Below are 13470 nucleotides of genomic sequence, written 5' to 3'. Positions count from 1 at the left end.
TTCTCCAAAACCACTAAAAAATATCTATTTTATCTTCTTTTTTGAGATAAACATATGCCTTCTTCCATGAAGAAGTTTTTCCCTTACCTATAGGGTATCCTTTTCGAGACACCACAATCTTAGCTCTACTTTTAATATTAAGCAAATTACATGATACTGGAGTAACATTAAAAAGTTCTTTTATTGCTGCACCAACCTCTTTTTTATTTGCTCTTTTATTAACCTTAAAAACATAAACATTAATACTTTCTCTTTGAGTATTGGTTTTTTCAGTAAGCATAGGTGAAATTATTATATCATAAGCTTTCATACTTATCCTCAACATCTTTTTTATTTAACGTAAAACTCATTGAGTTTGTTAACAGCAGATTCTAGGGCTATTAGATTTTTTGCATAAAACAAATCAACAACTCTAAGCTTATCAAAAGACAAAACCTTTAAATCTCTTATATTTTTACCAGCTCTTTTGATCATCTGATCATCATTGCCCAAAAGAATAACCACCTTACCATTTAAACTTGCAAAATTCTTTATTATTAAAGCAAGATCTTTTGTTTTTCCCGATTCAATATTAAAATTCTCAATAACTTTAAAATTATTTTCATCAGCAGCACGTAAACTTAATACAGACTTAAATGCAAGCCTTTTTACTTTTTTGGGTAGTCTATAGCTATAATCTCTAGGTTTTGGCCCCAATGCTATACCTCCGCCAATCCAAATTGGATTTCGCTTTGTACCTACTCTAGCTCTACCAGTTCCTTTTTGCTTCCAAGGCTTTTTAGAACTGCCCTTAACCTCTGATCTGGTTTTAGTTGAAGATGTTCCAACCCTAAGATTAGACAGCTCATTTTTTATAGCATTATAAATAGACCCATGACTAATTTCTATATTAAAAACTCTATCATCTAAGTTTATAGTTCTAATCTCTTTACCATCTTTAGAAAAAACTTTTCTTTCCATACTAAATACCTACTTTTTAGATTTCTTAACAACAACAAAAGAACCCTTAGCACCAGGTACAGCTCCTTTTACTAGAATGGCTCTCCTTTCCTCATCAATTAAAACAACTTCAAGATTTTGAATAGTTTGTTGATTTCCACCCATTCTACCAGCCATTTTGGTCCCTTTAAATGTTCTTGCGGGAGTAGTAGCTTGTCCTGTTCCACCAAGATGTCTATGGAATTTTGATCCATGAGAAGATGGCCCACCACTAAAATTATGCCTTTTCATAGCCCCTTGAAAACCTTTACCTTTAGTAGTGCCTGTAACATCTACATACTTAACTGATTTAAAAACATCAACCTTAATCTCATCACCAGCATCATATCCATCAAGCCCCTTAAGCTCTATTACATATTTTTTAGGCTCAATATCTTTTAAACTTTTATATTGACCTTTTATAGGCTTTGAAACTTTAGAACCTTTAAGATCAACAGAACCTGCTATAAGGGCGCTATAACCATCTCTATCAACTGTTTTCTTCCCTATAATATAATTGGGCTGAAACTCTATAACAGTAACAGGAACCACAATACCATTTTTCTGAAATACCTGAGTCATGCCAACTTTTTTTCCAATCAATCCCAACATTAAAACACCTCAAATTCATATACTTAAAATATCATTTACTGTTTAATATCTACCTCAACACCTGCTGGAAGCTCTAATTTCATTAAAGAGTCCATTAAAGCAGAAGTGGGTTCTAAGATATCAATAAGCCTTTTATGAGTTCTCATCTCAAATTGCTCTCTTGACTTTTTATTGACATGAGGAGAACGTAAAACAGTATATTTTTTTATTTTTGTCGGCAAAGGGATTGGGCCCTTAATCTGGGCCTTAGCCTTCTGAACAGCTTTAACAATAGATTCTGCACTTTGATCTAATATTTTAACATCAAAACTAAATAATCTTACGCGTATCTTATCTTTAGCAATCAATTTATTCTCCTAAACTTTAGAGAGTATTAAATTAAATATAATATAAATATATCTCTAAAGCCTTAAACTATTCCAATATCTCAAGAATTCTTCCTGAGGCAACAGTTCTCCCACCTTCTCTAACAGCAAATTCTACATTTTTATCCATAGCTATTGAAGAGATCAGCTCAACAACAATATCAACATTGTCCCCAGGCATAACCATTTCTTTGCCTTCTAAAGCAACAACACCAGTAACATCTGTTGTTCTAAAAAAGAATTGTGGTCTATACCCTGGGAAAAATGGCTTGTGCCTACCGCCTTCTTCTTTAGTTAAACAATAAATTGAAGCTTTAAACTTTTTGTGTGGAGTAATTGTACCTGGAGCTGACAAAACTTGCCCTCTCTCAATATCCTTTTTATCAACTCCTCTCAAAAGAAGACCAACATTATCCCCTGCTTGACCTTGTTCAAGAATTTTTTGGAACATTTCAACACCAGTAACAGTAGTTTTTCTAGTTTCTTTAATACCAACTATTTCAACTTCTTGGCCAACCTTAATAACACCCCTTTCAATACGCCCAGTAGCAACAGTACCTCTTCCTGAAATAGAAAATACATCTTCAACAGCAAGCAAAAATGGTTTGTCAATATCTCTTTCTGGAAGATCAAAATAATTATCCATAGATTCAAGAAGTTCTTTAACACATTTTGTAGATTCAGGATCTTCTGGATTTGACATAGCCCCAAAAGCCGAACCCTTGATTATTGGAGTATCAGATGAAAAGCCGTATTTTTCAACAAGCTCTAAAACTTCAACTTCAACAAGTTCAACAAGCTCAGGATCTGCCAAGTCTAATTTATTCAAAAAAACTATTATTTTCTTTATTCCCATTCTTTGGGCAAGAAGCAAATGCTCTTTTGTTTGGGGCTCAGCACCACTATCAGCAGCAACTAAAAGTATCGCTGCATCCATTTGAGCTGCTCCTGTAATCATATTTTTTATATAATCAGCATGGCCTGGACAATCTACATGAGCATAATGTCTATTAGCTGTTTCGTACTCAATATGCCTAGCATTAATTGTTATTCCCCTTGCTTTCTCTTCGGGTGCATTATCAATATCTTCATACTTTAATGCTTTTGCATCTTTATTTAATTTTGAACAATAAATACTAATAGCCGCTGTTAATGTTGTTTTACCATGATCAACATGCCCTATTGTTCCAACATTCATGTGCGGTTTTGTTCTTTGAAAAACCTCTTTTGCCATGATTAACCTCCTAAATTTCACATTCTAAATAGCTACTTACGTTTAATCTCTTTAAAAAATTTTAACAAATTTACTCTTATTAAAATAAGAAAATAGCTACAAACAATCAAAAAAAAATAAAAAAATCAATTTTTAGAAATTGACCCGCACTGCGTGTTTTTCTAAAAAATTTTAATAGCTTTAAAATTCTACACATTTTATAAAATATAGTCAATATGATTTAACTTTTAAACTCAATTAATCTCAAAACAATGGTAAATAATTTTTGAAATCTAGTAACCATTTAAAATTAATCAAAAATCTTTATTTTATAAAAAGATTAACACTAACCCAATAAAAAAATATAATGAAAATAATGGAAACTAAAAAATTTAAGCTTAAATTATTACCAATATTTACAATTCCTAGCATTTCAATTGTTTTTATGTCTTGCATGAAAACAAGTACAATAAAATCAAAAGAACATGCACAAGAAATTACCTATCTTATTAGCACTATAAAAACTAATAAAAAAGTAGAAATAGTAAACTACAAATCCGACAGCAAAAACAATCTAATAATTACTCTAAAAAACAAAAGTAGCGACAATATAAATGCAAATTCATTGGCAATTTTTAAAGAAGGCAGCAAAACGGGTGAATTAATTAGGGAAAAGCTTAATGGACTTGAGACAAAAACTTTTCATTTAAAAACTAAAATCAATACTAAAAGAAAAAACATACTATATATTTTTGAAAAACAATAACAAATAGTAACAATTTAAAACCAAAATTATTAACATTAATTTAACTTGAAGTAAGCTTTATTACAAATAAACTACTGCACTCAAAAATAGATTACAAAGAATCTAAAATCTATTTTAAAGACCAAAAATATTAAATTTACTTAAAATAAATCAACTATTTCCTTTAGTAAAATATAAATAAATCTCAATTACTATTGTATTTTTTAATTAAAACAGACTTGGTCCAATAACGAGTACAAGTAAAAACAACTAAAATTATAATTGCTAAATAATTTGAAATTATAAAAGCATAACCTAAAGAATCTTCAATTATACCAAAATATTGAAAAATAAAAACTACTGGAATACGAATAAGCCACAACCTAATAAAAACAATAATCATTGCAATTTTTGTCCTACCAGACCCTATAAGTCCTCCAAAAAATACTTGTTGTAGTCCATATCCAAAAGTACCAATAGTTGTTAACAATAAATAATTATTAGCATAATTTAAAACTTCTAAATCATTTGTAAACAACTTCAATATAAACTGTTTATTGGTAATAACAATCGAATTTATTATTAATAAAATTGCTAAAGAAATAAAAAATCCTTTTTTCAAAACTTCGCCCACCCTATTGATTTTCTTAGCACCAAGATTCTGACCAACAATTGAAATAATTCCAGTACCAATTCCCATAGCAGGAAGAAATAAAAAAGAAATAATGGTATTTGTAAGTCCATACGCCGCTAAAAATTTTGGACTAATCTCAATAACAATATAATTAAAAATAAAAAAAGACAACGAAACCATTATTTGCCCAAAAGTTGAAGGCAATCCCAAATTAACAATTTCTTTAATAGATCTTATATCTGGCGCTAAATCTTTCGGATAAATTTTTAATCCACGATTTAGCCTGTAAGTCAAAAATAAATAAAAAACAACTGTCAACAATTTTGAAAATAAAGTAGCCCAAGCAGCCCCAACAATGCCCATATTAAAACTAAATATTAAAATTGGATCAAGAATAAAATTAACAACATTGGCAAATAAAACTATTATCATTGAAAGGATAGTTTCTCCTTGAGCATTTAAAATATATGTAATTGAAATACTTAAAAACATAATAGGTATTCCAAAAATTGTCACATAAAAATAAACTCTTGAAAGTTCTTTAAGCTCGCCTTTTACACCCAATAAATCTAAAAGATGCTCAATAAAAAAAAGAGCACAAATAGTAACAAATAAGGATAAAACAAAGTTTAAAACAATAAGTTGCCCTGCATATCTTGAAAAACGAGAAAAATTTCCTTCTCCTATACACTTTGAAATCAAAGAAATGCTTCCTGTAGCCATACCCATAGCAATAGCCATAATAAAAAAATTTACAGGACCAGCAAGTGAAAGCGCTGACAAAGGCATAGCTCCAAGCTTACCAACATAAAACATATCAGTAAGATCATAAAAAGCTTGAATAATATTGGTTACAACAATAGGAAAACTTATTAAAAAAAGAACCTTGTATAAATTGCCATTTAATATCAATTCCCTAGTCTTACTCTTATCTGTAGACATAAAATTTTATCCTTATCTAAAATATTTTTTTATAAAAAATTTAAACTCAAATTTATCCATCAATAATAAAAAAGTATTTGATTTTTAATTTCAAAAATTAAAAATCAATATATAATCTCACAACAATTAGAGCTAGCATGTTATACATTAAATTGGTCAAGATGCAAATAAAATCTATTAACCTGCTACTCCAAAAATTCATATCCAAAAACAGAAAAATTAAAATCTGATATAAAAAATTTAACAATACTGATGTTAATCATAAATAATCAATAATTTAAAAAATTAAACCATTCTAACGAATTAAAGCAGGGCAATAAACACTTATTTAAAAGAATACTTAATATTATAAAGGCAAAAATTCAAAATCAAAAATACCTCTGCAAATTTTCTCAACCTTTCAATATTATTTTTTATATCAAAATCTTTAAACTATAAAATAGAAAAAATTAAATAACATTAGATAAAAAATTCCAAAACCCTAATAATACTTAAAATTACAGCTGAACTAAATACAATAACAAAAAATGCCAACAATAAAAATTAATTTATATTAAATTAATTTTTAATTCAACCTATCAACACCTTATCTTTATTCTCTATTCTTTTTTAAAAAGATTTTTCATAAACCGCATATAAGATAATAAAGTCCAATACTAAGTTATTGACTTTCAACTTTCTTGATTTTTGCCCCCAAATTAATTAATTTGCTAACTACATCTTCGTATCCTCTTTCAATTTGATAAACATTTTGAATCTCGCTGCTACCTTCTGCAACAAAAGCAGCAATAAGAAGAGCCATTCCTGCCCGCACATCTGGAGAAGATAAAACATTGCCTTTAAGAGGAGATTTACCCGTAACCACTACTCGGTGTGGATCACAAAGTACAATTCTAGCCCCCATTTTTATCAATTTGTCTACAAAAAACATTCTAGATTCAAACATCTTCTCAAAAACAAGAACTGTGCCTTCTACTTGAGTTGCTGTGACTATAATAATGCTCATAAGGTCTGTTGGAAAGGCTGGCCAAGGACCATCATCAATTTTTGGAATGTGTCCGCCAAAATCTAGCTTAACTTTTAATTCTTGTTTATCTCTTACATATAAATTTTCTCTATCATATTCAAAATTAATACCAAGTCTTGAATATATATGCCTAATTAATCTAAAATGCTGGGGATCTGCTTTTTTAATTTCTAACTCGCCCCCTGTTAATGCAGCAAGACTAATCAAAGAACCAACTTGCATAAAATCGGCTCCTATTCTAAATATTGTTCCACTTAATTTTTTTACACCCTTTATTTCTAAAACATTTGAACCAATCCCCAAAATATTAGCACCCATTGAATTAAGCATATTACATAAATCTTGCACGTGTGGTTCGCAAGCAGCATTCATAATGATGGTATTTCCTTCAGCAAGAACTGAGGCCATAATAATATTTTCTGTGGCTGTAACAGAAGCTTCATCTAAAAACATTTCAGCTCCAACAAGCTTATTGGCCTTTAAAACAATTCTTCCATCTTTTTTGCTTAGCTCAGCACCCAGTTTGCAAAGGCCGTAAAAATGAGTATCAAGACGCCTTTTCCCAATCACATCTCCTCCTGGAAGCGCCATATCTATTTTGCCAAATCTTGAAACAAAAGGTCCTAATAAAAGTATTGAAGCCCTAATTAAATCCGTTAGAGAAGAATCAATTTCTGTTTTTACAATATTTAAAACTTTTATTTTTAAAGTATTACCCTCTCTTACAATATCTGCTCCTACATCACTTAAAATATCTAAAACAACTCTCACATCATTAATATTGGGAATATTTTCTAAAATAACATCCTCATCGGTAAGCAAAGAAGCTAAAATACAAGGTAAAGCAGAATTTTTATTACCACTGGCTGTAATTTGACCACCTATCTTAAAACCGCCTTCTACAATATAACTATGCATAACCCATCCTCCTATAATAATATACATAAGAAAACTAATAAAATTAAATAACACAGATAAGATCAATCAAATTTAAATAATACCTAAAAAATTGAATATTAAATAATATCCACATCTTTTAAAATTGATTTATAATCTATATATTCTCTAACAGTTTCTACAGAAAAAGAATGCCCATTCTCATCAATATCGATTAAAACACCGTTAAAACCAATACCTTCCCAAGATTCATCAAATCTTTGATTTAAAAATCCTTTCAAAAATTTATCCGCCTCTAAATTAGGAACATATCCAATAACGCTATCCAAACTGCCCACTCTGCCCAAATCAGTTATAATAGCTGTGTTATCTAAAATTCTCAAATCAGCTGTTAAAATTCTTTTCCCAATCCCAAGACAAGCACTAACTCTTGATTTTAAATAAAAAAACAAAGCATTAACTTCAGCCGTAGTATTTGAATCAAAAAGAACAATAATATTGTCTGTTTGCACTTTGATTCTTTCATAAAAAGAATCAAAACTATAGAAAGGATGATTAAATTTATACTTAGTTATTCCTGTTTGACCTACAATCCTCATTACAGCCAATTTTTTACCATTAATATTATAAATAAAATAAGAATATCCTTTTAATTTTGCGGGACAATTTAAAGGTTTTAAAATAAAATTATACTTATCAAGATCACCAGATAAATCAGGCCTTGCAAAAGCATTTTCTCCTAAGGTTAACACATCAACACCATACTTTTTTAATAAAAAGGCATGCTTCTTGCCAAGACCTCTTAACCCTGTAGTAAAATTATTACCAGATATTACAAAATCAATCCTTTTTTCAACTCTAAAGGATGCTAAAAAAGACTTTATTGCAATAATCCCAGCTTTACCAACAACCTCTCCAGCAATTAAAACCCTTAAAGACACAAAGCTTCTCTTTTTATTGATCTAGTTTAAATAACTTAATAAGTAGACTTCTTACAATAAAAATTGACACAAAATACCCAACCACAACAGCAAAAACAATCATCATTAAAATCAATATAAATTGCAAATAAGGCTTTACGATAATACCAAATTTAACAATTAAAAGAAACTCTAAAAAGAAAACTAAAAACATTATAGATAAGTTCATTAACACGCATAAAATAAAACCAAAAATTTTCATGTATTAAGTGCTTTTTTTTTTATAAAAAAATCATAAACCAAAAATAAAATCATTCCTATAACAACATAACTATCTGCAAAATTAAAAGTAGGCCATCTATCAAGACCAAAAATTCCAAAAAATTTAAAATCTAAAAAATCTACAACTCCAGAAGGTCTAAACAATCTATCAATAATATTCCCCACTCCCCCTGAAAAAATTAATAAAAATGAGGTTCTGGCAATACAATTTTTTTCCCTAACAGAAAGAGAAAAAACAAATATTAAAATGAAAATAGGCATTGCAAGAAAAAAAATTTTTTTCAAACTATAATGGATATTAGAACCCATAGAAAATAAAATGCCTGTGTTTCTTACATGTATTATCCTAAAAAAATTATCAAAAAAGGAAAAATATATTGAACCCAATTTGACATACTTTACAACCAAATACTTAGTAAGTTGATCAAAAAAAATTAAACTAATAATAAATACAAAAATATTGAAATATCGTTTATTTTTAGTGCTCATACAAAAATCCTTATAAATTAGTATTTTTACAAATAAATTCAACCTCTAAATCTTCTTGAATTTTAAAATCTTGCATTAATTTAATTAAACCAAAAGTTTCAGTAAAATAATGACCCGCAAAAATTAAGCTCACTCCACATTCTTCTGCTAAAGAATATATTTGATGAGAAGTATCTCCGGTTATAAACAAATCTATACCATGACATAAAGCTTCTTCAAAAAAAGAGTACCCAGAACCACTAACAATTGCAACCTTATTCACCGATTCTTTAAACTTCTTCGAAAAAAGAATGTGTTTATTTTCCTTTTTAATTTTTTCCAAAATTTCAGAAAAGCTAAAAGAAGAATCAGCAATAACTCCTAGATTAAACCCCCCATAATTTGCAAAAGCAAAAGGATTTTTTAATCCTAAAAAATCTGCAAACACTTTGCTATGTGAATAAATAGAATGAGCATCCATAGGCAAGTGCACCGAATAAAGAGCTAAATTATTTTCAATCAAAAATTTCATCTTATCATACATATTAGAAACAATACGCTCTTTTTTTGACCAAAAAATACCATGATGCGTAATTAAAAAATCATTTCCTTTTGCTTCTTTTAAAACTGAATAGCTAGCATCAACAGCAAAGGCAACTTTGCTAACCTTGGCATCAAGACTTCCTACTTGAAGACCGTTTAAATTTTTATCAACATGCTCATACTTCTTTATATCAAAAATTGAATTAAGCTTAAAAGACAAATCTCTTACATTCAAATCAAATTCTCCAAATCAAAGCATAACTTTGACCTTCCCTTAATCTTCTATAAGAATAAAGATTTTCCAAACAATACGTACAAATTTTTGAATTATAAATATTTAAATTAAAACTAGAAAGCAAGCTCAAATTAAAACTAGCATTATCAAAGTATATTTTACCATCTCTTTTCACAAAAGCAGTATCTAATAAATCTTTACTAAATTTATTACTTACTTCTTTCAAGAAAATTTCAGAAACTTCATAACAACAAGATCTATTATAAGGTCCAAAAACAATTTTTAAATCTTCAAAAGTTGATCCCATTTTTTCAAACATAAACAACATTTTTAAAATAATCAAGTTAAAGCTTCCTTTATATCCACTGTGAATAATTCCTATAAATTTTTTTACTGAATCATAAAAGTATATTGGAAGACAATCTGCAAAGTATGCAACAAGAGCTACATCTAAAGAACTAGATATTAGACCATCTCCTTCTTGAAAATTTATAAAATCATCTTCAACTTTATAAATAATATCTGTATGTAATTGCTTTAAATATTTTATTTTCTTTGACTTGGGAACAAAATTTAAATTATCATTACTAAGTTCTCTTAAATTTAGACTAAAAGGTTTTTTGGTATAAATCATTTTAACATCATCAGCTACTCTAAATTCATAATAAAGTTCATGATCTATTGTTTTCATAATCTAAATTCTTCTCCCAAATAAAGCTTCTTGGCCTTTTCACTGCTTATTATATAATTAACATCACCCTCATCAAGCACTTGCCCCTGATAAACAATATAAGCTCTATCGATTATATCAAAAGCATCTCTTACATTATGATCAGTAATAAGAACACCAATGTTTCTTTCTTTTAAAATTTTTATTATATTCTTTATATCCCCAATCGCAATAGGATCAATACCAGCAAAAGGTTCATCTAAGAGCAAAAAATAGGGATTTACAGCCAAAGCCCTTGCTATCTCTGCACGCCTTCTCTCTCCCCCAGAAAGAGTATAAGCTTTTTGGTTTTGTATTCTTTTTATCTCAAATTCTTTAAGTAAATTCACAAGTTCTATTTTTCGCTCAGCCTTAGATAAATCCTCTCTTCTCTCTAAAGCAACCATAATATTCTCTTCAACTGTAAGTTCTCTAAAAATTGAAGCATCTTGAGGAAGATACACAATTCCTATCCGAGCACGTTCATACATATTAAGAGATGAGATGTTGTAATCATTTATTAAAACTTTGCCCGCATTAGGCCTAATAAAACCTACAATAGTATAAAATGTTGTTGTTTTTCCGGCTCCATTTGGACCAAGAAGCCCCACAACTTCGCCCTTATGAATATCGATCGTGATACCATTAATAGCAAATTTTTCACCATACTTTTTAACAATATTATCTGCTTTTAAAACAACATTATTAACAGAATTAAGATCAAGATTTTCCTTGATCTCTTTTATTTTATTTTTTTTCTTCAGAAACATCATTTTCAACTTGAGTAAACTCTCCCTCAACACTTCCCTCAAGTTTATACCTATTAGTTTTTGTATTAAAAATTATTCTTGAAGCAGAATAATAGTTATCTTTCTGGTAAATTACTGGAACCCCTTCAAGAATCATTTCTTTTTCTTCTTTATTATAAGTCCCATTCTCAGCTCTTGCAAAAGTATCATCCTTATATATTTTAACAGAATATTGCATAATATAAACATTAGCTTTATTACTGCCTTCAACTCTTTCTGCTTTAATAACCATATTATTTTCTAAGTCTTCAAGCTCAACTCCTTTTTGAAGATAAAAATTATCTAATTTTCTATTAAAAAACAAAAACTGAGCTTTAACATGCATCTTATTCTTATAATCTTCATAAAAAACATTACCTCGAGCCTCAAGATAAGAACCATTTTCTCCATAAATTTCAATTTCATCTGCTCTAAGTTTAAAATCTGACGAAATAACCTCTGAATTTCCTTTTAAAACAATTTTTTTATAAAAAGAAGACACTACCCCTTGTGCAAAATCTGACTTAAAGGTAAAACTAGTATTTTTTTCTTCGCCTCCTTTAAGCTTTTCAGATTCAGATTCTATTTGCACTGCTTGAATATTGTTAACAAAAATAATAAAAATCCATATTAAAATTAAATCCTTCAATTCATGATCCCTTCAACCCCAGAATCAAAATAAAAAATATTGCTCTTTATAAAATAAGAAAATCCTTTTCCTTTTATTTTGCTATCATTAAATCTAATTAATACTAGCTCATTTGGAGGAGATTGCAATTTTTTGTCTTTATTCTTCCATAAAAGCCTATTTGAATTAAGCAAATAGTAATTATTTTTATCCTCTATTTTAAATTCTACGGAATCTCTCATATCCAAATCCTTTGTAATATAAGAACCTTCCAAATTATTAAACTTACCTGAAATTTCATTATCTAGCGAATGATATAAAAACCTACCATTCTCTGCCTTATAAATTTTATAGTCATTAAAATAACTAAAACTTAAAGACTCTAAAACAGCTTGCTCTTTATTGTATACAACATCATAATACTTGATTCCTAATATTTGTATTGAAGGAAATTTTTTAGCCACATCAGACCTATTAGAATATTCATCATAATCGAAAGTACAAGCAAAAAACAAAAATAACGAATAAAGCTTAAGTATTCTCATAAACATTTTTTACAAGACTAAAAATTTCTTATTTTAATTAAAAATATATTAAACATAACATTAAAAACCTTATCAAACAAAATTTATTTACATAATCAATTATAATGTAAAGCATGAAAGCAAAATAAAAACACCACTCTTAAAAACAGTCTTTCGTATAAAAATTCTCCTAAAAATGTAAAAAATTCAACAAAAGTACAAAAATTGTTCTTATTTTAGATTGGAATTAAATTGGCAATTTAAAATTTATACCTTTAAAGAAATCAATTTATAAAAATTAACAATAATAATGTTCACATTCATCATCTCTTTTATAGTTTAAAATTTCACTATCTTTAAACCAAATTGGTATTTCACGAATCGCATCGACCTCATTTGCAGATGCATGAATCACATTATAAATTGAAAAACCTTTTTCATTTGAATATCTAAAACTGTGATGAGAAAAATCTCCTCGTATTGTTCCAGGAATAGCTAATTTTGGCTCAGTAGCACCACAAAGCTTTCTAACAACCTCAATGCTTTCAACTCCTTCAACAACAAATGCAAAAACGGGTGAATTTGAAATAAATTCAATTAAAGACTTCCAAACTGCCTCACTATGCCTAAAAGCAATATCATCATACAAATAATGTTTTTTTGCTAAACTCTCATCAACAATAAGCATTTTAGCAGCTACCATTTTTAAACCTACCTTTTCAAATCTTGCAACTACATCACCAATCAAACCCCTCCTAACTCCATCTGGTTTAATAATACATAAAGTTTTTTGCAATAACATTGACATAAAATCCTCCTAGGTTTAGGACATGCATTTAAAAATAATTAAATAAATAAAAATACTTACTCAATACCTAAATCATATCTAATTAATTAAATTTATACGGAATACTATAGATTATAAAGCGCTTAACATTATATTAAAAAATCAAAATATAA

Annotated in this window: 17 protein-coding genes; 1 reads left to right on the top strand and 16 read right to left on the bottom strand. The window is 28.5% G+C overall.

Annotation, left to right across the window (positions count from 1 at the left end):
* Positions 1-13 precede the first annotated feature (13 nt).
* From rplW to tuf, 5 genes are all read right to left on the bottom strand, one after another.
* The gene (rplW, locus tag BVAVS116_RS02400) at positions 14-310 is read right to left on the bottom strand and encodes a 50S ribosomal protein L23 (RefSeq protein WP_006068273.1); all 297 of its coding nucleotides are present in this window, start codon (positions 308-310) and stop codon (positions 14-16) included.
* A gap of 20 nt (positions 311-330) precedes the next feature.
* Positions 331-960, bottom strand: coding sequence for a 50S ribosomal protein L4 (gene rplD, locus BVAVS116_RS02395; RefSeq protein ID WP_006068981.1), 630 nt, complete (start codon positions 958-960; stop codon positions 331-333).
* A 9-nt stretch (positions 961-969) separates the two neighbouring features.
* The gene (rplC, locus tag BVAVS116_RS02390; protein WP_006068672.1) at positions 970-1590 is read right to left on the bottom strand and encodes a 50S ribosomal protein L3; all 621 of its coding nucleotides are present in this window, start codon (positions 1588-1590) and stop codon (positions 970-972) included.
* 35 nt (positions 1591-1625) lie between these two features.
* Positions 1626-1937, bottom strand: a complete 312-nt coding sequence (gene rpsJ / locus BVAVS116_RS02385; protein WP_002557068.1) for a 30S ribosomal protein S10 — start codon at positions 1935-1937, stop codon at positions 1626-1628.
* Positions 1938-2004: 67 nt separating this feature from the next.
* Positions 2005-3189 carry an elongation factor Tu gene (tuf, locus tag BVAVS116_RS02380; protein ID WP_006068879.1) on the bottom strand — a complete coding sequence of 395 codons (1185 nt, stop codon included), beginning with the start codon at positions 3187-3189 and terminating at the stop codon, positions 2005-2007.
* Positions 3190-3544: 355 nt separating this feature from the next.
* On the opposite strand from tuf, the gene BVAVS116_RS02375 reads away from it, so the two are divergent.
* A complete protein-coding gene (locus tag BVAVS116_RS02375; protein WP_040351341.1) occupies positions 3545-3934 on the top strand; it encodes a hypothetical protein in 390 nt (129 codons plus the stop codon).
* Between the two features lie 184 nt (positions 3935-4118).
* On the opposite strand, the gene BVAVS116_RS02370 is transcribed toward BVAVS116_RS02375, so the two are convergent.
* From BVAVS116_RS02370 to BVAVS116_RS02320, 11 genes are all read right to left on the bottom strand, one after another.
* Positions 4119-5489 (bottom strand): MATE family efflux transporter, encoded by a 1371-nt coding sequence (locus tag BVAVS116_RS02370; protein ID WP_006068742.1) that lies wholly within the window; start codon positions 5487-5489, stop codon positions 4119-4121.
* Between the two features lie 661 nt (positions 5490-6150).
* Positions 6151-7434: a UDP-N-acetylglucosamine 1-carboxyvinyltransferase gene (gene murA, locus BVAVS116_RS02365; RefSeq protein WP_006068475.1), complete on the bottom strand. Its 1284-nt coding sequence runs from the start codon at positions 7432-7434 to the stop codon at positions 6151-6153.
* Between the two features lie 98 nt (positions 7435-7532).
* On the bottom strand, positions 7533-8354 hold the full coding sequence (locus BVAVS116_RS02360) for a YmdB family metallophosphoesterase (RefSeq protein WP_006068430.1): 822 nt from the start codon (positions 8352-8354) through the stop codon (positions 7533-7535).
* Between the two features lie 13 nt (positions 8355-8367).
* Positions 8368-8547: a hypothetical protein gene (locus BVAVS116_RS06860; RefSeq protein WP_006068366.1), complete on the bottom strand. Its 180-nt coding sequence runs from the start codon at positions 8545-8547 to the stop codon at positions 8368-8370.
* 44 nt (positions 8548-8591) lie between these two features.
* Positions 8592-9104: a signal peptidase II gene (gene lspA, locus BVAVS116_RS02350; protein WP_006068582.1), complete on the bottom strand. Its 513-nt coding sequence runs from the start codon at positions 9102-9104 to the stop codon at positions 8592-8594.
* A gap of 10 nt (positions 9105-9114) precedes the next feature.
* Entirely contained in the window at positions 9115-9861 is a 747-nt protein-coding gene (locus BVAVS116_RS02345; RefSeq protein ID WP_006068693.1) for a Nif3-like dinuclear metal center hexameric protein, read from the bottom strand.
* Between the two features lies 1 nt (position 9862).
* Positions 9863-10552, bottom strand: coding sequence for a peptidoglycan editing factor PgeF (gene pgeF, locus BVAVS116_RS02340; protein WP_006068786.1), 690 nt, complete (start codon positions 10550-10552; stop codon positions 9863-9865).
* Complete coding sequence (gene lptB, locus BVAVS116_RS02335; RefSeq protein WP_006068883.1) at positions 10549-11340, bottom strand: LPS export ABC transporter ATP-binding protein; 792 nt, start codon at positions 11338-11340, stop codon at positions 10549-10551. Before lptB ends, pgeF begins: the two co-directional genes overlap by 4 nt.
* Complete coding sequence (locus tag BVAVS116_RS02330; RefSeq protein ID WP_006068847.1) at positions 11318-12007, bottom strand: LptA/OstA family protein; 690 nt, start codon at positions 12005-12007, stop codon at positions 11318-11320. Before BVAVS116_RS02330 ends, lptB begins: the two co-directional genes overlap by 23 nt.
* Positions 12004-12531: a hypothetical protein gene (locus BVAVS116_RS02325; RefSeq protein WP_040351365.1), complete on the bottom strand. Its 528-nt coding sequence runs from the start codon at positions 12529-12531 to the stop codon at positions 12004-12006. The genes BVAVS116_RS02330 and BVAVS116_RS02325 overlap by 4 nt, the downstream gene beginning before the upstream one ends.
* 277 nt (positions 12532-12808) lie before the next feature.
* Entirely contained in the window at positions 12809-13318 is a 510-nt protein-coding gene (locus tag BVAVS116_RS02320; protein ID WP_006068348.1) for a nucleoside-diphosphate kinase, read from the bottom strand.
* Positions 13319-13470: the final 152 nt, after the last annotated feature.

The organism is Borreliella valaisiana VS116 (assembly GCF_000170955.2).
Lineage (GTDB): Bacteria > Spirochaetota > Spirochaetia > Borreliales > Borreliaceae > Borreliella > Borreliella valaisiana.
Note: the sequence above shows the minus strand (reverse complement) of the source record. Positions and strands in the feature narration are given on the sequence as shown.